The organism is Pseudomonas sp. GW821-FHT09C09 (genome assembly GCF_059418105.1).
This window is the reverse complement of sequence record NZ_JBWKPF010000005.1, coordinates 150,526-171,362: the sequence shown is the minus strand read 5'-3', so window position 1 is coordinate 171,362 and position 20,837 is coordinate 150,526. Positions and strand designations below refer to the sequence as shown.

The 20,837-nt window shown below is 59.7% G+C and carries 21 protein-coding genes and 1 tRNA gene; 16 read left to right on the top strand and 6 right to left on the bottom strand.

From position 1 onward, the window contains the following. The first annotated feature begins 43 nt into the window (after positions 1-43). From aspS to nadA, 16 genes are all read left to right on the top strand, one after another. A complete protein-coding gene (aspS, locus tag AC07NR_RS17400; protein WP_085709621.1) occupies positions 44-1,819 on the top strand; it encodes an aspartate--tRNA ligase in 1,776 nt (591 codons plus the stop codon). A 129-nt stretch (positions 1,820-1,948) separates the two neighbouring features. Then, positions 1,949-2,695 carry a YebC/PmpR family DNA-binding transcriptional regulator gene (locus AC07NR_RS17395; protein ID WP_085709622.1) on the top strand — a complete coding sequence of 249 codons (747 nt, stop codon included), beginning with the start codon at positions 1,949-1,951 and terminating at the stop codon, positions 2,693-2,695. A 102-nt stretch (positions 2,696-2,797) separates the two neighbouring features. Further along, positions 2,798-3,322, top strand: coding sequence for a crossover junction endodeoxyribonuclease RuvC (ruvC, locus tag AC07NR_RS17390; protein WP_065258525.1), 525 nt, complete (start codon positions 2,798-2,800; stop codon positions 3,320-3,322). A gap of 114 nt (positions 3,323-3,436) precedes the next feature. Further along, on the top strand, positions 3,437-4,045 hold the full coding sequence (gene ruvA, locus AC07NR_RS17385) for a Holliday junction branch migration protein RuvA (RefSeq protein WP_007951205.1): 609 nt from the start codon (positions 3,437-3,439) through the stop codon (positions 4,043-4,045). Further along, positions 4,046-5,107 carry a Holliday junction branch migration DNA helicase RuvB gene (gene ruvB, locus AC07NR_RS17380; RefSeq protein ID WP_085709623.1) on the top strand — a complete coding sequence of 354 codons (1,062 nt, stop codon included), beginning with the start codon at positions 4,046-4,048 and terminating at the stop codon, positions 5,105-5,107. A 127-nt stretch (positions 5,108-5,234) separates the two neighbouring features. Then, positions 5,235-5,702 (top strand): tol-pal system-associated acyl-CoA thioesterase, encoded by a 468-nt coding sequence (ybgC, locus tag AC07NR_RS17375; RefSeq protein WP_495079042.1) that lies wholly within the window; start codon positions 5,235-5,237, stop codon positions 5,700-5,702. Further along, the gene (gene tolQ, locus AC07NR_RS17370) at positions 5,692-6,387 is read left to right on the top strand and encodes a protein TolQ (protein WP_007912733.1); all 696 of its coding nucleotides are present in this window, start codon (positions 5,692-5,694) and stop codon (positions 6,385-6,387) included. Before ybgC ends, tolQ begins: the two co-directional genes overlap by 11 nt. Positions 6,388-6,410: 23 nt before the next feature. Further along, entirely contained in the window at positions 6,411-6,863 is a 453-nt protein-coding gene (tolR, locus tag AC07NR_RS17365) for a protein TolR (protein ID WP_162803534.1), read from the top strand. Beyond that, positions 6,863-7,942, top strand: a complete 1,080-nt coding sequence (gene tolA, locus AC07NR_RS17360; RefSeq protein ID WP_085709625.1) for a cell envelope integrity protein TolA — start codon at positions 6,863-6,865, stop codon at positions 7,940-7,942. The genes tolR and tolA overlap by 1 nt, the downstream gene beginning before the upstream one ends. 17 nt (positions 7,943-7,959) lie before the next feature. Then, positions 7,960-9,240, top strand: a complete 1,281-nt coding sequence (gene tolB / locus AC07NR_RS17355; RefSeq protein ID WP_248739404.1) for a Tol-Pal system beta propeller repeat protein TolB — start codon at positions 7,960-7,962, stop codon at positions 9,238-9,240. Positions 9,241-9,292: 52 nt separating this feature from the next. Then, positions 9,293-9,790, top strand: a complete 498-nt coding sequence (gene pal / locus AC07NR_RS17350) for a peptidoglycan-associated lipoprotein Pal (protein ID WP_003178634.1) — start codon at positions 9,293-9,295, stop codon at positions 9,788-9,790. Positions 9,791-9,796: 6 nt separating this feature from the next. Next, on the top strand, positions 9,797-10,636 hold the full coding sequence (gene ybgF, locus AC07NR_RS17345) for a tol-pal system protein YbgF (RefSeq protein WP_085730266.1): 840 nt from the start codon (positions 9,797-9,799) through the stop codon (positions 10,634-10,636). A 165-nt stretch (positions 10,637-10,801) separates the two neighbouring features. Then, the gene (gene queE, locus AC07NR_RS17340; RefSeq protein WP_495079041.1) at positions 10,802-11,449 is read left to right on the top strand and encodes a 7-carboxy-7-deazaguanine synthase QueE; all 648 of its coding nucleotides are present in this window, start codon (positions 10,802-10,804) and stop codon (positions 11,447-11,449) included. A gap of 1 nt (position 11,450) precedes the next feature. Next, positions 11,451-12,143: a 7-cyano-7-deazaguanine synthase QueC gene (gene queC, locus AC07NR_RS17335; RefSeq protein WP_495079040.1), complete on the top strand. Its 693-nt coding sequence runs from the start codon at positions 11,451-11,453 to the stop codon at positions 12,141-12,143. Positions 12,144-12,206: 63 nt separating this feature from the next. Next, positions 12,207-12,282 (top strand) — tRNA-Lys (locus AC07NR_RS17330). 270 nt (positions 12,283-12,552) lie between these two features. Further along, positions 12,553-13,611, top strand: a complete 1,059-nt coding sequence (gene nadA / locus AC07NR_RS17325; RefSeq protein WP_039766022.1) for a quinolinate synthase NadA — start codon at positions 12,553-12,555, stop codon at positions 13,609-13,611. Between the two features lie 58 nt (positions 13,612-13,669). Here the strand turns inward: nadA and AC07NR_RS17320 are convergent, their stop codons facing one another. The 6 genes from AC07NR_RS17320 to gcvH all read right to left on the bottom strand — a co-directional run bounded on the left by AC07NR_RS17320 (position 13,670) and on the right by gcvH (position 20,747). Then, complete coding sequence (locus AC07NR_RS17320) at positions 13,670-14,158, bottom strand: RDD family protein (RefSeq protein ID WP_495079039.1); 489 nt, start codon at positions 14,156-14,158, stop codon at positions 13,670-13,672. Between the two features lie 97 nt (positions 14,159-14,255). Then, entirely contained in the window at positions 14,256-14,468 is a 213-nt protein-coding gene (locus AC07NR_RS17315) for a cold-shock protein (protein WP_007951194.1), read from the bottom strand. Between the two features lie 404 nt (positions 14,469-14,872). Beyond that, on the bottom strand, positions 14,873-15,997 hold the full coding sequence (gene gcvT / locus AC07NR_RS17310; protein WP_495079038.1) for a glycine cleavage system aminomethyltransferase GcvT: 1,125 nt from the start codon (positions 15,995-15,997) through the stop codon (positions 14,873-14,875). 51 nt (positions 15,998-16,048) lie between these two features. Beyond that, positions 16,049-17,425: an L-serine ammonia-lyase gene (locus AC07NR_RS17305; protein ID WP_085730271.1), complete on the bottom strand. Its 1,377-nt coding sequence runs from the start codon at positions 17,423-17,425 to the stop codon at positions 16,049-16,051. Between the two features lie 75 nt (positions 17,426-17,500). Beyond that, positions 17,501-20,353 carry an aminomethyl-transferring glycine dehydrogenase gene (gene gcvP, locus AC07NR_RS17300; RefSeq protein WP_495079037.1) on the bottom strand — a complete coding sequence of 951 codons (2,853 nt, stop codon included), beginning with the start codon at positions 20,351-20,353 and terminating at the stop codon, positions 17,501-17,503. Between the two features lie 10 nt (positions 20,354-20,363). Beyond that, the gene (gene gcvH, locus AC07NR_RS17295) at positions 20,364-20,747 is read right to left on the bottom strand and encodes a glycine cleavage system protein GcvH (RefSeq protein ID WP_007951190.1); all 384 of its coding nucleotides are present in this window, start codon (positions 20,745-20,747) and stop codon (positions 20,364-20,366) included. Positions 20,748-20,837: the final 90 nt, after the last annotated feature.

Here is a 20,837-nt window from a genome sequence, read left to right as displayed (position 1 = left end):
GATCTCCACCGAATTTCGAATTACGAGAAGCGAAACCACTACCATGATGCGCAGCCATTATTGCGGCCAACTGAACGAAAGCCTGGAAGGCCAGGAAATTACCCTTTGCGGATGGGTTCACCGTCGCCGCGACCACGGCGGGGTGATTTTCCTCGATATCCGTGATCGTGACGGTCTGGCCCAGGTGGTCTTCGATCCGGATCGCGCCGAGAGCTTCGCCGCCGCCGATCGCGTGCGCAGCGAATACGTCGTGAAGATCACCGGCAAGGTGCGTCTGCGTCCGGCCGGTGCCACCAACGCCAACATGGCGTCGGGCATGATCGAAGTCCTGGGCTACGAACTGGAAGTGCTGAACGAGTCGGAAACCCCGCCGTTCCCGCTGAACGAGTTCTCCGACGTCGGTGAAGAAACCCGTCTGCGCTATCGTTTCCTCGACCTGCGTCGTCCGGAAATGGCCGAGAAGCTGCGCCTGCGTTCGCGCATGACCACCAGCATCCGTCGCTACCTCGACGAGAACGGCTTCCTCGACGTGGAAACGCCGATCCTGACCCGCGCTACTCCGGAAGGCGCGCGTGACTACCTCGTGCCGAGCCGTACCCACGCCGGTTCGTTCTTCGCACTGCCGCAATCGCCTCAGCTGTTCAAGCAACTGCTGATGGTCGCCGGCTTCGACCGTTACTACCAGATCGCCAAGTGCTTCCGCGACGAAGACCTGCGTGCCGACCGTCAGCCTGAGTTCACTCAGATCGACATCGAGACCAGCTTCCTCGACGAAAAAGACATCATGGGCCTGACCGAAGGCATGATCCGCAACCTGTTCAAGGAAGTGCTGGATCTGGAATTCGGCGAATTCCCGCACATGACGTTCGAAGAAGCCATGCGCCGTTACGGTTCCGACAAGCCGGACCTGCGTAACCCGCTGGAGCTGGTGGACGTTGCCGATCAACTGAAAGAAGTTGATTTCAAGGTGTTCAGCGGCCCGGCCAACGATCCGAAGTGCCGTATCGCCGCACTGCGCGTTCCAGGCGGGGCGAGCATGCCGCGCAAGCAGATCGACGACTACACCAAGTTCGTCGGCATCTACGGTGCCAAGGGCCTGGCCTACATCAAGGTCAACGAGCGTGCTGCCGGTGTTGAAGGTCTGCAGTCGCCGATCGTGAAAAACATCCCGGAAGCCAACCTGAACGTGATCCTCGATCGCGTCGGTGCTGTCGACGGCGATATCGTGTTCTTCGGCGCCGACAAGGCCAAGATCGTCAGCGAAGCCCTGGGCGCGCTGCGTATCAAGCTCGGTCACGACCTGAAGCTGCTGACCTGCGAGTGGGCACCGATGTGGGTCGTCGACTTCCCGATGTTCGAAGAGAACGACGACGGCAGCTTCTCCGCCTTGCACCACCCGTTCACCGCGCCGAAGTGCACTCCGGAAGAGCTCGAAGCCAACCCGGCTGGCGCGCTGTCCCGTGCCTACGACATGGTTCTTAACGGCACCGAGCTGGGTGGCGGTTCGATCCGTATCCACCGCAAGGAGATGCAGCAAGCGGTATTCCGTCTGCTGGGCATCAACGAAGCGGAACAGGAAGAGAAGTTCGGCTTCCTGCTCGACGCGCTGAAGTACGGTGCACCGCCGCACGGTGGTCTGGCTTTCGGTCTGGACCGTCTGGTGATGCTGATGACCGGCGCCCAGTCGATCCGTGAAGTGATCGCCTTCCCGAAAACCCAGAGTGCTGCCGACGTGATGACGCAGGCGCCGGGTGTCGTGGATGCCAAGGCGCTGCGCGAACTGCACATTCGTTTGCGCGAAACACCAAAGGCTGAGTAAGACGGGCCTGAAGGCGCATCTTCGGATGCGCCTTTTTTCTTTCTATAGAGAGCAGGTCGAGATTTTTTTGTTTGCTGGCTGTGCGATGTGCGCGGCGGGCAACGTTTCAAAGAGAATTCGGAGCGAGATATGGCAGGTCATTCCAAGTGGGCGAACATCAAGCACCGCAAAGAACGTCAGGATGCCAAACGAGGCAAGATCTTCACCAAGTGGATCCGTGAACTGACCGTTGCGGCCCGTCAGGGCGGTGGCGATCCGGGTTCCAACCCGCGTCTGCGTCTGGCCCTGGACAAGGCGCTGGGCGCCAACATGAGCCGCGACATCATCGATCGTGCGGTGGCCCGTGGCGCCGGCGCGACCGAAGCGGACAACGTTGAAGAACTGACCTACGAAGGTTACGGCCCGGGTGGCGTGGCGGTGATGGTCGAGTGCATGACCGACAACCGTAACCGTACAGCCGCAGCCGTGCGCCACGCGTTCAGCAAGTGTGGCGGCAACCTCGGTACCGACGGTTCGGTGGCCTACCTGTTCGAACGCAAGGGCCAGATCAGTTTTGCGCCGGGTGTCGACGAAGACGCACTGACGGAAGCGGCGCTGGAAGCCGATGCCGATGACGTGGTCACTCATGAAGACGGCTCGATTGACGTGTTCACTTCGTTCACCAGCTTCTACGCCGTGCGAAACGCGCTGGAAGCAGCCGGTTTCAAAGGTGACGACGCGGAAATCGTCATGCAGCCGACCACCAGCGCCGAACTGGATCTGGAAGGTGCGGAGAAGGTGCTCAAGCTGATCGACATGCTCGAGGATCTGGATGACGTGCAGAACGTTTACTCCAATGCGGACATTCCGGAAGACGTGGCGGCTCAGCTCGGCTGATAACGGCTAGGCTTCAATGTGGGAGATTTCATGTTTGAGGGTTCCTCTCGAACATGGAATCTCCCACATTTGTTTTTGTGTTTTTTCGAAACCAGCAGGCTTATGACTTTAATTCTTGGTATCGACCCCGGTTCGCGCATCACCGGATATGGCGTGGTACGCGATACCGGGCGTGGTTGTGTCTACGTGGCTTCCGGCTGCATTCGTACCGGCGCCGGCGAGTTGCATGAGCGTCTGCAGATCGTCTATCGCGGCGTGCGGGAAATCATCCAGACCTACGGTCCGGTGACCATGGGCATCGAAAAGGTGTTCATGGCGAAAAACGCCGATTCGGCGCTGAAGCTCGGGCAAGCCCGTGGGGCCGCGATCGTTGCGGGTGCCGAAGAGAGCCTGGAAATCGCCGAGTACACGGCAACCCAGGTCAAGCAGGCCGTGGTCGGCACCGGCGCCGCGAATAAGGAGCAGGTGCAGATGATGGTCATGCACATGCTCAAACTGACCAGCAAGCCACAAATCGATGCCTCTGACGCCTTGGCCATTGCCATTTGCCATGCGCACACCCGATCCAGTCTGTTGCCTCACGGTCTGGGAACCGCACGCAGTCGTGGCGGGCGCCTGCGTCTCTGATAGCATCAGCAATCAATTTTCCGGTATACGGATTTTGTGCCTGGGTCGTCGGCCCGAATCCGTATTCCGTTTTGTCGCCAGCCCACGGCTGGCCAACGCTCAAGGATCTGAAACGTGATTGGACGCTTGCGCGGCACCCTCGCTGAAAAACAGCCGCCGCACCTGATTCTGGATGTAAACGGCCTCGGGTATGAGCTGGAAGTGCCCATGACCACCCTGTATCGCCTGCCGTCGGTCGGTGAACCGCTGACCTTGCACACCCATTTGGTCGTACGCGAAGACGCGCAGTTACTCTATGGCTTCGCTGGCAAGCGTGAGCGAGACTTTTTTCGCGAGTTGATCCGTCTCAATGGTGTGGGCCCGAAACTGGCCCTGGCCTTGATGTCGAGTCTGGAAGTCGATGAGCTGATCCGTTGCGTGCAGTCCCAGGACACTTCGGCGCTGACCAAAGTGCCGGGTGTGGGCAAGAAAACCGCCGAGCGTCTGCTGGTCGAACTCAAGGACCGCTTCAAGGCCTGGGAAACCTCGCCGGCCATGTTTGCACTGGTACCGAACCAGCCGGACGGCCCGGCACCGGTCAATACCGCCGAGAACGACGCGGTCAGCGCGCTGATTTCCCTGGGCTACAAGCCACAGGAAGCGAGCAAGGCGATTTCCGCGATCAAGGAGAAAGGCTTGAGCAGTGAAGACATGATCCGACGCGCCCTGAAGGGAATGATTTAAGTGATTGAAGCTGATCGTCTGATCGCCGCCACGCACAGTCCGCGTGAGCGCGAAGAAGTCCAGGATCGGGCGATACGTCCCGTCAGTCTGGCCGAATACATTGGCCAGCCGACCGTTCGCGAGCAGATGGAACTGTTTATCCAGGCCGCCCGCGGCCGTAGCGAATCCCTCGACCACACCCTGATCTTCGGCCCGCCGGGGCTGGGCAAGACCACCCTGGCCAACATCATTGCCCAGGAAATGGGCGTGTCGATCAAGAGCACGTCAGGCCCGGTGCTCGAGCGGCCGGGAGACCTGGCTGCGCTGTTGACCAACCTTGAACCCCACGATGTGTTGTTCATCGATGAAATCCATCGTCTGTCGCCAATCGTCGAAGAAGTGCTGTACCCGGCGATGGAAGATTTCCAGCTCGACATCATGATTGGTGAAGGGCCGGCGGCGCGTTCGATCAAACTCGATCTGCCGCCGTTCACCCTCGTTGGGGCGACGACGCGGGCGGGGATGCTGACCAATCCGTTGCGCGACCGTTTCGGTATTGTCCAGCGTCTCGAGTTCTACAGCACCGCAGACCTGGCGACGATTGTCAGCCGTTCGGCGAACATCCTCGGTCTGCCGCTGGACCCGGAAGGCTCTTTCGAGATTGCCCGTCGTGCCCGTGGCACGCCGCGGATCGCCAATCGGCTGCTGCGCCGGGTGCGGGATTTTGCCGAAGTCCGGGCCAAGGGGCATATCACTAAATCCGTTGCCGACCTGGCACTGAATCTGCTGGATGTCGATGAGCACGGCTTCGATCATCAGGACCGGCGATTGCTGCTGACCATGATCGAGAAGTTCGATGGCGGTCCCGTTGGCATCGACAGTCTGGCGGCTGCGATCAGTGAAGAGCGCCACACCATCGAAGATGTGCTGGAGCCGTATCTGATTCAGCAGGGCTACATCATGCGTACGCCGCGGGGCAGGGTGGTGACCCGTCACGCGTATCTGCATTTTGGTTTAAACATTCCGTCACGAATGGGCGAAATGCCCGTGGCAGACGAGTTTCTCGATGCCGTGGACGATTGATACACATTTATTGGCGATTTATTCAGCGTTTGTACTGTCTCAGGACGGTACTTTTGCGGTAAAGCCTTCGAACTATGAAAAACAGTTGCCTGGCCGGATTGGCAACCCGAGGAGTAAGCACTAGAGTATGCGCGCGCAAAACGGGCTTGAGCCGTTCGCACATCGTTGTCGCGTTTATTACGAGGACACCGATGCGGGCGGCATCGTGTATTACGTTAATTACCTCAAGTTTATGGAACGGGCTCGAACCGAGCGGCTCCGGGAGCTGGGCTTTGCCCAGTCGGCGCTGGCAGGGGAGGACCTGTTGTTCGTCGTGCACTCCAGCGAAGCGCGATATCACGCGCCGGCGCGACTGGACGACGAACTGCTGGTAAGCGCTGATGTAATCGAATTGAACCGTGCCAGCCTGCGCTTTCGACAGCAGGTCAGGCGGGCAACGGATAATGTGCTGCTCTGTGAGGGGCAGTTTCTGGTGGCCTGTGTGCGCACTAACAGTTTGAAACCCCGGGCCCTTCCCGAAGACTTGCGTGCGGCTTTCGCCGACGCGGTCGGCTCGGGTACACACTTGAAGCAGGAGATAAAGCGTGGAAGCTAACGTCGTCGACCATTCCTCCATGTGGAGCCTGGTCAGCAATGCCAGCATCGTGGTGCAGTTGGTAATGTTGACCCTGGTAGCCGCATCGGTGACCTCATGGATCATGATCTTTCAGCGCAGCAATCTGCTGCGCGCCGGTCGACGTGCCCTGGAGAGCTTCGAGGAGCGCTTCTGGTCGGGTATCGACCTGTCCAAACTGTACCGCCAGGCCGGCAGCAACCCGGATCCGGACTCGGGCGTCGAGCAGATCTTCCGTGCCGGCTTCAAGGAATTCTCGCGTCTGCGCCAGCAGCCGGGCGTCGACCCTGAAGCGGTCATGGAAGGTGTGGCCCGTGCCATGCGCGTAGCCATCTCCCGCGAGGAAGAGAAACTCGAGCAAAGCCTGCCGTTCCTTGCCACCGTCGGTTCGGTCAGCCCGTACATCGGTCTGTTCGGTACCGTGTGGGGGATCATGAACTCCTTCCGTGGTCTGGCCAGCGCACAACAGGCCACCCTGGCCACTGTGGCACCCGGCATCGCCGAAGCCCTGATCGCCACCGCGATCGGCCTGTTCGCCGCGATCCCGGCCGTTATCGCTTACAACCGTTTCTCTGCCCGCAGTGAAACCTTGCTGAGCCGCTACTACACCTTCGCCGATGAATTCCAGGCGATCCTGCACCGCAAAGTGCACACCAGCGAAGAATAAGCAGGTATTTACCGATGGCTTTAATCACTCGAGCCCGACACAAGCGCAAGCCGGTCGCCGAGATGAACGTAGTGCCTTACATCGACGTGATGCTGGTGCTGCTGGTCATCTTCATGGTGACTGCGCCGATGCTCAATCAGGGCGTGAAAGTGGATCTGCCCAAGGTTTCCAGCGAAGCCTTGCCGCAGGACAACAACACCCAGGTGCTGACCATTTCGATCAAGGCTGACAAGACCTACTACTGGAACCTTGGCAGCGAAGTCGACACCGAGAAGCAACAGGACCGGGCCATGACCCTGCCACAGATGACCGACGCGGTGACCAAGATCATCCGCGCCGGCACTGAAGGCGGCAAGCGTACTCAGGTCTTCATCCGTGGCGACAAGTCCGTCGATTATGGCTCCGTCATGGGCGCCATGGGCGGGTTGCAGAAAGCCGGGGTCGGTAATGTTGGCTTGATCACCGAGGCCCCCTGATGCAGCAACAGCGAGAGCCGTCCGCCTCGGAAAGCTACTTCTGGCCCAGTGTCTGGGCGATTGGCTTGCACGTGCTGGTGTTCGGCATGCTGTTCGTCAGTTTCGCCATGACACCGGAGCTGCCGCCGGCCAAGCCGATTGTCCAGGCGACCCTTTACCAGCTGAAATCGAAAAGTCAGGCAACCACCCAGACCAATCAGAAGATTGCGGGTGAGGCGAAGAAATCCGCCGCGCGCCAGACCGAAGTCGAGCAGATGGAGCAGAAAAAGGTCGAGCAGGAAGCGGTGAAGGCTGCGGAACAAAAGAAAGAAGAAGCGGCTCAAAAGGCCGAGGAAGCCAAGAAGGCCGATGAGGCGAAGAAAGCGGAACAGGCGAAGAAGGCTGACGAAGCCAAGAAAGCCGAAGACGCGAAGAAAGCCGCCGAAGCCAAGAAGGCAGAAGAGAAACAATTGGCTGATATAGCCAAGAAGAAAGCTGAAGAAGAAGCCAAGAAGGCTGCTGAAGAAGAGGCCAAGAAAGAGGCCGCTGAAGAAGCCAAGAAGAAAATCGTCGAAGACGCGAAGAAGAAAGCCGCCGAAGACGCCAAGAAGAAAGCCGAGGCTGAAGAGGCGAAGAAGAAAGTCGCCGATGAAGCCAAGAAGAAAGCTGCTGCCGATGCTGCGAAGAAGAAAGCGCAGGACGCGGCACGCAAATCGGTCGAGGACAAGAAGGCCCAGGCTCTGGCCGACCTGCTGTCCGACAAGACCGAGCGTCAGCAGGCTTTGGCGGATGAACGTGGTGACGAAACCGCAGGCAGCTTCGATGACTTGATTCGTGCGCGGGCAGCGGAAGGTTGGGCACGTCCTCCTTCGGCACGCAAAGGCATGACGGTTGTACTGCAGATCGGCATGTTGCCGGACGGTACGGTGACTACGGTCAGCGTGGCCAAGTCCAGTGGCGACGGTCCGTTCGATGCGTCGGCAGTGGCGGCGGTCAAGAATATTGGACGTTTGACGGAAATGCAGGGAATGAAGCCGAGCGATTTCGCTCCGTATCGTTCATTCAAGATGACATTCACACCTGAGGATCTAGCCTTGTGAGAAACCTTCTTCGAGGAATGCTGGTCGTGATCTGCTGCATGGCAGGGATCGCGATGGCGGATGAAAAGAACATTCTGGTCACCAGCGGCAGCGATCGGGCGACCCCGATCGCCGTCGTACCGTTCGGTTTCCAGGGCGGTGCCGTCCTGCCGGATGACATGGCTGAAATCATTGGCAACGATCTGCGGAACTCGGGTTATTACTCGCCAATTCCAAAACAGAACATGATCAGCCAGCCAAGCCAGCCGAGCGAAATCATCTTCCGTGACTGGAAGGCTGTAGGTGCCCAGTACATGATGGTCGGCAATATCACGCCGGCCGGTGGTCGCCTGCAGGTTCAGTGGGCGTTGTTCAACGTTGCCACCGAACAGAAAGTGGCGGACGGCAGTGTTTCCGGTACTACCGAACAACTGCGGGACATGGCGCACTTCATCTCTGACCAGTCGTTCCAGAAGCTGACCGGTATCGACGGTGCGTTCTCGACTCGCCTGCTGTACGTGACGGCTGAACGCTTCTCCGAGAAGAACACCCGTTACACCCTGCAGCGTTCGGATTATGACGGTGCCCGCGCCGTGACTCTGCTGCAATCGCGCGAGCCGATCCTGTCGCCGCGTTTTGCACCGGACGGCAAGCGTATTGCCTATGTATCGTTCGAGCAGAAGCGTCCGCGCATCTTCATGCAGAACATCGACACCGGTCGCCGTGAGCAGATCACCAACTTCGAAGGCCTGAACGGTGCTCCGGCCTGGTCGCCGGATGGCAATCGCCTGGCGTTCGTGCTGTCGAAAGACGGTAACCCGGACATCTACGTGATGAACCTCGGTTCGCGTCAGATCACCCGAGTGACCGCAGGTCCTGGCATCAACACCGAACCTTACTGGGGCAAGGATGGCTCGACCATCTACTTCACTTCCGACCGTGGCGGCAAGCCGCAGATCTACAAGACCAGCGCCAATGGCGGTGGTGCCGAGCGTGTGACGTTCGTGGGCAACTACAACGCCAACCCGAAGCTGTCGGCTGATGAAAAGACCCTGGTGATGATCCATCGTCAGGACGGTTTCACCAATTTCAAAGTGGCGGCTCAGGATTTGCAGCGCGGAAGTGTAAAAATCCTCACTGATAGCACTCTGGACGAGTCGCCTACTGTTGCGCCCAACGGCACCATGGTAATCTACGCCACCCGCCAACAGGGCCGGGGAGTCTTGATGCTCGTGTCCATTAATGGACGCGTTAGGCTCCCGCTTCCTACCGCTCAAGGCGAAGTCAGAGAACCGTCCTGGTCCCCTTACCTGAAGTGAGCGGGCGCTACACGTTTTACTTAACACACTGGGGTTCATTAGGAGTTTCACGATGGAAATGCTGAAGTTTGGTAAATTTGCTGCGCTGGCTCTGGCCATGGCTGTAGCTGTAGGTTGCTCGTCCAAAGGCGGCGACAACGCCGGTGAAGGCGCTGTTGATCCAAACGCTGGTTACGGCGCAAACACCGGTGCCGTTGACGGTTCCCTGAGCGAAGAAGCTGCTCTGCGCGCAATCACCACCTTCTACTTCGAATACGACAGCTCGGACCTGAAGCCAGAAGCCATGCGCGCTCTGGACGTTCACGCCAAAGACCTGAAAGCAAACGGCGCTCGCGTTGTTCTGGAAGGCAACACCGACGAACGTGGTACTCGTGAGTACAACATGGCACTGGGCGAGCGTCGTGCGAAAGCCGTTCAGCGCTACCTGGTACTGCAAGGTGTTTCCCCAGCTCAGCTGGAACTGGTTTCCTACGGCGAAGAGCGTCCAGTTGCTACCGGCAACGACGAGCAGTCCTGGGCTCAAAACCGTCGCGTCGAACTGCGTAAGTAATTCGATATGCGAACGTGCCGTCGTGCTGTAACTGTTCTGGCTCTCAGCCTCGCGCCGCTTGCGGCGTGGGCTGCGGTTCCTGTGGTCGATGACAACTCCGGTTATAACAATAGCGGGAGCAGTTATCCGCCTGCAGGTTACGGTACGAACGGCGCCTATGCCGGGGGAGCGGCTTCGGCCCCTGCCTCGGCACAAGGCATGCTGTTCAACCAACTGCAACAAATGCAGGATCAGATATCGCGCCAGCAGGGCGTGATCGAAGAACTGCAGAATCAGGTTGCGCGCATGAAGCAGGAATCCCTGGAGCGATACCAGGATCTTGATCGGCGCATAGGATCCGGTGCTGCACCTGCCGCGACTCCCGAGAATTCTTCTGCCGGTGGCGATGCAAGTGCTGCTGCCGGTGCCGCTGCTGGAGCCGGGGCCGCTGCTGCCGCCCAGGCACCTGCCGCGAGTGGCGAACCGGCTGATCCGGCCAAGGAAAAGCTGTATTACGATGCAGCCTTCGACCTGATCAAGGCCAAGGATTTCGACAAGGCCAGCCAGGCTTTCGCCGCTTTCCTGCGTAAATACCCGAACAGCCAATACGCGGGCAATGCCCAGTACTGGTTGGGTGAAGTGAACCTGGCCAAAGGCGATCTGCAAGGTGCAGGTCAGGCGTTTGCCAAGGTTTCGCAGCTGTATCCCAAGCATGCCAAAGTGCCGGATTCGCTGTACAAGCTGGCTGACGTAGAGCGCCGCCTCGGTCACACCGACAAGGTCAAAGGCATTCTGCAGCAAGTGGTGTCCCAGTATCCGGGTACCTCCGCTGCCCAGTTGGCCCAGCGCGATCTGCAACGCATGTAAGTGTGTTTGACCCGTTTGGAAGAAACCCGCGCTTGTCGCGGGTTTTTTCGTTAGAATTCACGCCCTTTTATGAAACACGCTTCTGGTGATCTACGCGTTGGCGGGGTTGCCTGAAGTGCCTGACGGAGGCGGACAGCCTGTTTAGCTGTTACGCCCGTGGCGACTATGCAAGACACATTGAGAATCACCGAAGTTTTCTACTCGTTGCAGGGGGAAACGCGGACTGCCGGGCTGCCCACTGTTTTTGTGCGCCTGACCGGTTGCCCGTTGCGTTGCCAATACTGCGACAGTGCCTACGCGTTCAGCGGCGGCACCATTCGTACACTCGACGACATCCTAGAGCAGGTGGCCGGGTTTCGCCCGCGCTACGTTTGTGTCACTGGCGGTGAGCCGCTGGCACAGCCCAATGCCATCCCTTTGCTCAAGCAATTGTGCGATGCCGGCTACGAAGTTTCGCTGGAAACCAGCGGCGCCCTCGACATTTCAGCGGTTGATCCGCGGGTCAGTCGGGTCGTCGATCTGAAGACGCCCGATTCGAAAGAGGCCCATCGTAACCGTTACGAGAACATCGACCTGCTGACGCCCAACGATCAGGTGAAGTTTGTCATCTGCTCGCGGGACGACTATGACTGGGCGGTATCCAAACTGATCCAGTACGGGCTTGACCGGCGTGCCGGCGAAGTCCTGTTTTCTCCAAGTCACCATGACCTGAACGCGAGGGATCTGGCGGACTGGGTGGTGGCGGATAACCTGCCAGTGCGCCTGCAACTGCAGCTGCATAAATATCTATGGAATGATGAGCCGGGGCGCTGAGATGACTGAACAACTGAACACCAACGAAAAACGTGCGGTAATCCTGCTGTCGGGTGGTCTGGACTCGGCAACGGTCGTGGCCATGGCCCGGGCAGAAGGTTACGCCTGTTACACCATGAGTTTTGATTACGGTCAGCGTTCGCACGCTGAATTGCATGCCGCTGCTCGCGTTGCCCGTGACCTGGGAGTGATCGAACACAAAGTGATCGGCCTGAACCTGAACGGCATGGGTGGATCGGCTCTGACGGATACCAGCATTGATATCCCGGAAGAGTTGGGTGAAGGCATCCCGGTGACTTACGTACCGGCGCGCAACACAGTGTTCCTGTCGCTCGCACTGGGCTGGGCTGAAGTACTCGGCGCCCGTGACATCTTTATCGGCGTCAACGCGGTGGATTACTCCGGTTACCCGGATTGCCGTCCCGAGTTCATCGAGTCGTTCGAGCGTATGGCCAATCTGGCGACCAAGGCGGGTGTGGAGGGCAATGGTTTCCGTATCCAGGCGCCGCTGCAGAACCTGAGCAAGGCACAGATCGTCCAGGCTGGCGTAAAGCTGGGTGTTGATTACGGACTGACTGTTTCCTGCTATCAGGCGGACGATAACGGCCGTGCCTGCGGCAAATGCGACAGCTGCCGACTGCGTGCGGAAGGCTTTGCAGCGGCCGGAATCAGTGACCCGACACCTTATTTTTGATTTTTTTCAAATTAGGTGTTGAATAGTCCTTAAAAATCAGTATTATACGCGCCACCACACAGCGGGTCGTTAGCTCAGTTGGTAGAGCAGTTGGCTTTTAACCAATTGGTCGTAGGTTCGAATCCCACACGACCCACCATATTTGGCGGTTTAGAAAATCCGGAAGGCCCACGAAAGTGAGGATTTCCGGGTTTTTTTTTGCCTGCAATCTGGCGTCACTCCTTTTGGCACCTGTTGAGCTGACACAGGTCAGAATCATCTTTTGCATCATCGGGATATTCTGTAGCCTTGCGCAGCTTCAACGCTGTCCGTGCCTGATAAAACTCACTCTCCCGGCGGTACCCTCAAGCGGTCCGGAGCCGGGTGTATACTCGACTTTCGCGCGAATGCGCCTGCAGGTCTTGCGAACATGACGCAGATTTCCGAACGCCTTCTGGTACAAGCCCACCTCGACGCCAAGCAGCCCAAGCCGCTGACGGCCGAGGAAGAGGCTTATTACCGTTCCGCCATCGCCGCCGAGCTCAAGGCTCAGGACGCGGTGCTGGTTGCCCACTTTTATTGCGATCCGATCATTCAGGCCCTTGCCGAAGAAACCGGTGGTTGCGTTTCCGACTCGCTGGAAATGGCCCGCTTCGGCAACGCTCATCCGGCCAAGACCGTGGTGGTTGCCGGGGTGAAATTCATGGGTGAAACCGCGAAGATTCTCAACCCGGAAAAGCGCGTACTGATGCCGACTCTGGAAGCGACTTGCTCGCTGGATCTGGGTTGCCCTGTGGATGAGTTCTCGGCGTTCTGCGATCAGCATCCGGAGCGCACCGTGGTGGTGTACGCCAACACCTCGGCCGCGGTCAAAGCCCGGGCCGACTGGGTGGTGACATCGAGTTGCGCGCTGGAGATCGTCGAAAGCCTGATGGATAACGGCGAGACCATCATCTGGGGCCCGGACAAGCACCTGGGCACCTACATTCAGCGTCAGACCGGCGCCGACATGTTGCTCTGGGACGGTGCCTGCATCGTTCACGAAGAGTTCAAGTCCAAGCAACTTGAAGATATGAAGGCGCTGTACCCGGACGCGGCCATTCTGGTGCACCCGGAGTCGCCGACGTCGGTGATCGAGCTGGCAGACGCCGTCGGTTCCACCAGCCAGTTGATCGCTGCCGCGCAATCGCTGCCGAACAAGACCCTGATCGTGGCCACTGACCGTGGCATCTTCTACAAGATGCAGCAGCTGTGCCCGGACAAGGTCTTCATCGAGGCGCCAACGGCCGGTAACGGCGCGGCGTGCCGTAGTTGCGCACATTGCCCGTGGATGGCCATGAACACCCTTGAGCGCACGCTGAAGTGCCTGAAGGAGGGCTCGAACGAGATCTTCGTCGACCCGGCGCTGATTCCCCAGGCGATCCGCCCGCTCAAGCGCATGCTCGACTTCACTCAGGCTGCGCGGATGAAGCTGGCAGGCAACGCCTGACCTTGAGCCGCAAACGAAAACGCCCCGATTTGATCGGGGCGTTTTTGCATCTGCCGGGTTATCTGGCTTTCTTCGGGATCCGCACCAACTGCGTGTCCGAGTAGATGTCATGCCAGGCACGCTTGCGCTTGTCGAACAGTGCCCAGAAGAAACCCACGCCGAGGCACAGCCACGACGCGATCGACACCATGAACCGCAGCAGCGCCTGCCACAGGCTGATCGCGGTGCCATCGGCGTTCTGTACGCGGATGCCCCAGACCTGCATGCCCAGGGTCTGGCCGGCGTGAGTCCAGAATTTGGCGAAGAAACCGAACAGCACCAGCAGCAGCACGGTGGAATACAGCGGATCGCCGTCCAGTTTGCCGGCGTCGGTCATTGCGCGCAGGCGTTCTTCGCCGATGATTGCAGCCTGGATCAGCTTATAGATGAAGCCCGTTACGATCAGCAGAGCGGTGCACAGAAGAAAATCGTAGAACATCGCTGCCAGACGACGGCCGAGACCGACGGCAGGAAAGTCGCCCTGGGGAAGGAGCAGGTGTTTCGACATGGCAGCCTCTGGACGGAAAGTGAAGCGCCATTTTACGGATTCGCGCGCACAAAAAAGCCCCTGATATCAATATCAGGGGCTTTTTCGTTACAGAAAATCAGGCTTCAGCGATGACTTCATCAGCCTGCATGCCTTTCTGGCCTTGTACGGCAACGAAAGTCACTTTCTGGCCTTCTTTCAGGCTCTTGAAGCCGTTGCCCTGAATAGCGCGGAAATGCACGAACAGATCCGGACCGCTTTCTGGAGTGATAAAACCAAAACCTTTCTCGTCGTTAAACCACTTGACGGTACCGCTCTGACGTGTGGACATTTCTTATTTCCTTTGACGCAAAAATTGATGACAGTCTCTTCCTCATGAAAGAGTACTGGGGCTGGTTGCAGGAGAGTAAGAAGACGTCGAACGGGATGTAGCTAACTTGTAGGCTACTGCCCAGGTCACGATTCCAAGCTGACCCATGCAAACACAGTGGACAAACTCTACGCCAACTACAGGAGGAAAAACAAGCCCCGTGAAGGCCCCGGTTTTCCTGTGCTTGCCGGCTGTTAGTCAGTCCACTAGTCGGGCTTATACGATTAGCTTGTTCAATTGTTTTCGAACGTTATAAGCCAAGTTCATATTCGAATCGAATGTAAGGGAAGTGCACTGTTTTATGGCGATTGCGTTACACATTAGTGCACGCATAACGCAATCGCGTTACTTATAGAAACAGTCAATCAACCACGATAGTAGCGTTGTGGAACGAATGGCATTTTGCTTACAAGCATTTGCACCTTTTTCCCACGAACGATGGCCCAGACTGGTGTGTCCAGTGCGACATAAGCGCTGTCGAGGTAACCCATCGCCAATGGCCCGCCCAGGGTCGGGCCGAAACCGCCGCTGCACACGCTGCCGATGACTTCGCCAGCTTCGTTGACGATCTCTGCACCTTCACGGACCGGCGTGCGCTCCTGCGGCAGCAGGCCGACGCGTTTGCGTGCGACACCGTTCTGCTGCTGGGCGAAAACCTGTTCTGCACCCCGGAAACCGCCGGCCCGTGCACCATCGGCACGGCGTGGCTTGGAGATTGCCCACAACAGGCTGGCTTCGATTGGTGTGGTGTCGGTGTTCATGTCGTGGCCGTACAGGCACAGGCCGGCTTCCAGACGCAGCGAATCCCGGGCACCGAGGCCGATGGCGGCGACTTCCGGTTCGGCCAGCAGGGCGCGGGCGAGTTTTTCCGCATCGGCTGCCGGTACGGAGATTTCGAAACCGTCTTCACCGGTGTAGCCCGAGCGGCTGACGAAGCAATCCACACCCAGCAGCGTCACGCGGGCGAACTGCATGAAGGTCATCTTCGCCACTTCCGGCGCCAGGCGTGCCAGTACGGTCACAGCCGCCGGACCTTGCAGGGCGAGGAGTGCGCGGGCTTCGAACAGCTCGGTAATGGTGCACTGATCGCCGATGTGTTTTTGCAGATGCGCCAGGTCCTGATCCTTGCACGCGGCGTTGACCACCAGGAACAGTTCGTCGTCGCCGAGATTGGCGACCATCAAGTCATCGAGGATGCCACCGGTTTCGTTGGTGAACATCGCGTAGCGCTGCATGCCCACCGGCAGGTCGATGATGTCCACCGGCACCAGGGTTTCCAGGGCTTTGGCGGCATTGGCGCCGGTCAGGCGAATCTGGCCCATGTGCGAGACATCGAACAGCCCGGCCTGCTCACGGGTGTGCTGGTGTTCCTTCATCACGCCCAGCGGGTATTGCACCGGCATGTCGTAGCCGGCGAACGGCACCATGCGGGCGCCGAGTTCGATGTGCAGAGCGTGCAGCGGGGTTTTCGACAGTTGTTCGGTGGACATGCGTGACTCCTTGATTCACACCAACCCTCTCCCGGCGGGAGAGGGGGCTAATTAACACTCGATAATGTTGACCGCCAGACCGCCGCGGGCGGTCTCCTTGTATTTGCTTTTCATGTCGGCGCCGGTCTGGCGCATGGTGCGGATGACCTTGTCGAGGGAGACGAAGTGCTGCCCGTCGCCGCGCATGGCCATGCGCACGGCGTTGATCGCCTTGACCGAGCCCATGGCGTTGCGCTCGATGCACGGCACCTGCACCAGCCCGCCAATCGGATCGCAGGTCAGGCCGAGGTTGTGTTCCATGCCGATTTCGGCGGCGTTTTCCACTTGTTGCACGCTGCCGCCGAGGACTTCGCACAACGCGCCGGCCGCCATCGAACAGGCCACGCCGACCTCGCCCTGACAGCCGACTTCGGCGCCGGAGATCGAGGCGTTTTCCTTGTACAGAATGCCGATGGCCGCCGCGGTCAGCAGGAAACGGACCACGCCGTCATCGTTGGCGCCGGGAATGAAGCGCATGTAGTAATGCAACACGGCCGGAATGATTCCTGCCGCGCCGTTGGTTGGCGCTGTCACTACACGCCCGCCGTTGGCGTTTTCTTCGTTGACGGCGAGGGCGTAGAGATTGACCCAGTCCAGCACCGACAACGGATCGCGCAGCGACGATTCCGGGTTCTTGCACAGTTGCCGGTGCAATGCCGCCGCCCGCCGTTTGACCTTCAGGCCACCCGGCAGAATGCCTTCATTGCGACAGCCGGCAGCCACGCAGTCCTGCATCACTTGCCAGATTTTCAGCAGGCCGGCGCGGGTTTCCGCTTCCGGGCGCCAGGCGCTTTCGTTGGTCAGCATCACCTGACTGATCGACAGCCCATAAGTGGCGCAGTGACCGAGCAAGTCCTTGGCGCTCTTGAACGGGAAGGTCAGCGGTGTGGCGTCTTCGACGATACGGTCGGCACCGGCCGCATCTTCGTCGACCACAAAACCGCCGCCGACCGAGTAGTACTCGCGGCTGCGGATCTGCAGTCCCGCCGCATCGAAGGCACGGAAGATCATGCCGTTGGGGTGATAGGCCAACGGCTTGCGGATCATTGCCAGGTGTTCTTTCTCGTTGAACGCGATGCTGTGTTCACCGAGCAGGTTCAAACGCCCGCTGCCACGAATCTGCGTGAGACGTGCGGCGACGGTTTCAGTATCCACGGTATCCGGGTGTTCGCCTTCCAGGCCCAGTAGCACAGCCTTGTCGCTGCCGTGACCCTTGCCGGTGGCGCCGAGGGATCCGTACAACTCGACCCTGACGCTGGTGGTGGCCGACAACAGGTTTTCCCGGCGCAGGCCTTCGACGAAGCGCGCGGCTGCGCGCATCGGGCCGACGGTGTGGGAACTGGAGGGGCCGATGCCAATCTTGAACAGGTCGAACACGCTTAACGACATGGTTGTTCTCCGGTTTCTTGTTATAGGCACATCAGGCACGCATGAAAGGGGCGGGCGACCCGGCCCCCTCACAGGTCAAGCGTAGCTTTCGATCGACGGGCAGGCGCAGACCAGGTTGCGGTCGCCGAACACGTTGTCGACACGACCGACCGGCGGCCAGTACTTGCCTTCGATCAACGACGCCACCGGGTACACCGCTTGTTCGCGGCTGTATGGGTGAGTCCACTCGCCAACCAGCTCTGCCGCAGTGTGCGGAGCGTTCTTCAGCGGGTTGTCGTCCTTGTCCAGGGTGCCGTTTTCCACTGCGCGGATTTCTTCGCGGATGCGGATCATGGCGTCGCAGAAGCGGTCCAGTTCTTCTTTGGATTCACTTTCGGTCGGCTCGATCATCAGCGTGCCGGCCACCGGGAACGACATGGTCGGGGCGTGGAAACCGAAGTCGATCAGACGCTTGGCAACGTCATCGACGCTGATGCCGCTGCTGTCTTTCAGCGGACGCAGATCCAGAATGCACTCGTGCGCCACCAGACCATTGCTGCCGGTGTACAGCACTGGATAGTGCTCTTCCAGGCGACGGGAAATGTAGTTGGCATTGAGGATCGCCAGCTGCGAAGCGCGCTTCAGACCTGCGCCACCCATCATGCGAATGTACATCCAGGTGATCGGCAGAATGCTCGCGCTGCCGAACGGTGCTGCGCAGACCGCGCCTTCCTTGCGCTCCATGTGGCCGTGGCCCGGCAGGAACGGAGTCAGGTGCGATTTCACGCCGATCGGGCCGACGCCCGGGCCGCCACCGCCGTGAGGGATGCAGAAAGTCTTGTGCAGGTTCAGGTGCGAGACGTCGCCGCCAAACTTGCCCGGTGCGCAGAGGCCGACCATCGCGTTCATGTTGGCGCCGTCGATGTACACCTGACCGCCGTTGTCATGAATGATGCCGCAGATTTCGCGGATGCCTTCTTCGAACACGCCGTGGGTCGACGGGTAGGTGATCATCAGCGCGGCGAGGTGTTCGCGGTGCTCGATGGCCTTGGCGCGCAGGTCTTCGATGTCAACGTTGCCACGGGCGTCGCAGGCGGTCACGACCACGCGCATGCCGGCCATATTGGCGGTGGCCGGGTTGGTGCCGTGGGCGGATGACGGGATCAGGCAGATGTCGCGACGGTCTTCGCCGCGGCTCTGGTGGTAGGCGCGGATCGCCAAGAGACCTGCGTATTCACCCTGGGAACCGGCGTTCGGTTGCAGCGAGATTGCGTCGTAACCGGTGGCGGCGCAGAGCATCGCTTCCAGTTCGTCGGTCAGTTGCTGGTAACCGGCACTTTGCTCGGCCGGGGCGAACGGGTGCAGGGCGCCGAATTCGGCCCAGGTCACCGGGATCATTTCGCTGGCGGCGTTGAGCTTCATGGTGCACGAACCCAGCGGGATCATGGTGCGATCCAGTGCCAGGTCCTTGTCCGCCAGTTTGCGCAGGTAGCGCATCAGCTCGGTTTCCGAGTGATAACGGTTGAACACCGGGTGGCTGAGGATCGGCGACTGACGCACCAGCGCGGCAGGAATAGTGCTTTGCACGGCAGCGGCGAGAGCAGCGAAATCAGGCAAAGCCTTGTCGTCGGCGAACAGGCCCCACAGGGTTTCGATGTCGGCCTGGGTGGTGGTTTCATCGACCGACAGGCCCAGACGCTGGGCGTCGATCACACGCAGGTTGATCTGTTGAGCGCGGGCCTTGTCATGCAGCGCGGCGGTTTGCGCGCCGGTGGTCAGGGTCAGGGTGTCGAAGAAGCTGGTTTGCTCGACGGTCACGCCCAGTGCGCTAAGGCCCTTGGCCAGGATCGCGGTCAGGTGATGCACGCGGTTGGCGATCCGGGTCAGGCCTTTCGGACCGTGGTACACGGCGTACATGCTGGCGATGTTGGCCAGCAGCACTTGCGCGGTGCAGATGTTCGACGTGGCCTTCTCGCGGCGGATGTGTTGCTCGCGGGTCTGCATCGCCAGACGCAGGGCCGGTTTGCCGAAACGGTCAACCGAAACACCGACCAGACGGCCCGGCATGTCGCGCTTGAACGCATCTTTGGTGGAGAAGTAAGCCGCGTGCGGGCCACCGAAGCCCAGCGGCACGCCGAAGCGTTGGGCGCTGCCGATGGCCACGTCCGCGCCGAATTCGCCCGGCGGAGTCAGCAGAGTCAGGGCCAGCAGGTCGGCGGCCACGGCCACCAGAGCGTTGGCGGCGTGGAAGCGCTCGGTCAGTTCACGGTAGTCGAACACATCACCGTTGCTCGCCGGGTATTGCAGCAGGGCGCCGAAGAACGGCGTCACGTCGGTCAGTTCACGCTCGTCGCCGACCACCACTTCAATGCCCAGTGGCTCGGCACGGGTGCGCAGCACGTCGAGGGTTTGCGGGTGGCTGTGGATCGAGGCGAAGAACTGGTGGCTGCCCTTGTTCTTGCTCAGGCGTTTGCAGAAGGTCATGGCTTCGGCAGCGGCGGTGGCTTCGTCGAGCAGGGAAGCGTTGGCGATCGGCAGGCCGGTGAGGTCGCTGATCAGGGTCTGGAAGTTCAGCAGCGCTTCGAGACGGCCCTGGGAAATTTCCGGCTGGTACGGGGTGTAAGCGGTGTACCAGGCCGGGTTTTCCAGCAGGTTGCGCAGGATCGGCGACGGCGTGTGGCAGTTGTAGTAGCCCTGGCCGATGTAGGTCTTGAACAGCTGGTTCTTGCCGGCGATGCCTTTGATCATTGCCAGGGCATCGGCTTCGCTCAGGCCGTCGTCCAGACCGAGCACGCTGGTGCCCTTGATGCTTTCCGGGATGACGCTGGCGCTCAGGGCTTCGAGCGAGTCGAAACCGAGGCTGTTGAGCATGGCCTGCTCGTCACCGGCGCGCGGGCCGATGTGACGGGCGATGAATTCGTTGGCGGTGCCGAGATTTACTTGGGTCATGTCAGGTTCCTCAGGCTTCGGCTTGGGCTTTGATCAGACGGTCGTAGGCGTCCTGATCCAGCAGCTTGGCGACGGCGGAAGCGTCGGCTGGCTTGAAGCGGAAGAACCAGCCTTCGCCCAGCGGATCTTCGTTGACCAGCTCAGGGCTGTCTTCCAGCGCCGGGTTGGTGGCCAGGACTTCACCGTCCAGTGGCATGTAAACGCCGCTGGCGGCTTTTACCGATTCCACGGTGGCGGCTTCGGCGCCTTTCTCGTAAGCCTGCAGTTCAGGCAGTTGCACGAACACCACGTCGCCCAAAGCGTTCTGCGCGAAAGCGGTGATGCCAACGGTGACAGAGCCATCGGCTTCGGCGCGCAGCCATTCGTGATCTTCAGTAAAACGCAACTCGCTCATGGAATCTCCTAAGGGCCAGACTCGTCTGGTGGACGCGGTGGATTACTTGGGCGGTAATGCCCTGATTTTATGAACGGTTACTTAGCAAGA

Bases quoted from the DNA above. Each gene is read 5' to 3' on its own strand.
- AC07NR_RS17305 (WP_085730271.1), bottom strand. From the start codon at position 17,425: ATGTCGTTAAGCGTGTTCGACCTGTTCAAGATTGGCATCGGCCCCTCC.
- nadA (WP_039766022.1), top strand. From the start codon at position 12,553: ATGACGCAGATTTCCGAACGCCTTCTGGTACAAGCCCACCTCGACGCC.
- AC07NR_RS17320 (WP_495079039.1), bottom strand. From the start codon at position 14,158: ATGTCGAAACACCTGCTCCTTCCCCAGGGCGACTTTCCTGCCGTCGGT.
- tolB (WP_248739404.1), top strand. From the start codon at position 7,960: ATGCTGGTCGTGATCTGCTGCATGGCAGGGATCGCGATGGCGGATGAA.
- gcvT (WP_495079038.1), bottom strand. From the start codon at position 15,997: ATGTCCACCGAACAACTGTCGAAAACCCCGCTGCACGCTCTGCACATC.
- queE (WP_495079041.1), top strand. From the start codon at position 10,802: ATGCAAGACACATTGAGAATCACCGAAGTTTTCTACTCGTTGCAGGGG.
- AC07NR_RS17395 (WP_085709622.1), top strand. From the start codon at position 1,949: ATGGCAGGTCATTCCAAGTGGGCGAACATCAAGCACCGCAAAGAACGT.
- ybgF (WP_085730266.1), top strand. From the start codon at position 9,797: ATGCGAACGTGCCGTCGTGCTGTAACTGTTCTGGCTCTCAGCCTCGCG.
- ybgC (WP_495079042.1), top strand. From the start codon at position 5,235: ATGCGCGCGCAAAACGGGCTTGAGCCGTTCGCACATCGTTGTCGCGTT.
- gcvP (WP_495079037.1), bottom strand. From the start codon at position 20,353: ATGACCCAAGTAAATCTCGGCACCGCCAACGAATTCATCGCCCGTCAC.
- ruvC (WP_065258525.1), top strand. From the start codon at position 2,798: ATGACTTTAATTCTTGGTATCGACCCCGGTTCGCGCATCACCGGATAT.
- AC07NR_RS17315 (WP_007951194.1), bottom strand. From the start codon at position 14,468: ATGTCCACACGTCAGAGCGGTACCGTCAAGTGGTTTAACGACGAGAAA.
- tolA (WP_085709625.1), top strand. From the start codon at position 6,863: ATGCAGCAACAGCGAGAGCCGTCCGCCTCGGAAAGCTACTTCTGGCCC.
- pal (WP_003178634.1), top strand. From the start codon at position 9,293: ATGGAAATGCTGAAGTTTGGTAAATTTGCTGCGCTGGCTCTGGCCATG.
- queC (WP_495079040.1), top strand. From the start codon at position 11,451: ATGACTGAACAACTGAACACCAACGAAAAACGTGCGGTAATCCTGCTG.
- gcvH (WP_007951190.1), bottom strand. From the start codon at position 20,747: ATGAGCGAGTTGCGTTTTACTGAAGATCACGAATGGCTGCGCGCCGAA.
- aspS (WP_085709621.1), top strand. From the start codon at position 44: ATGATGCGCAGCCATTATTGCGGCCAACTGAACGAAAGCCTGGAAGGC.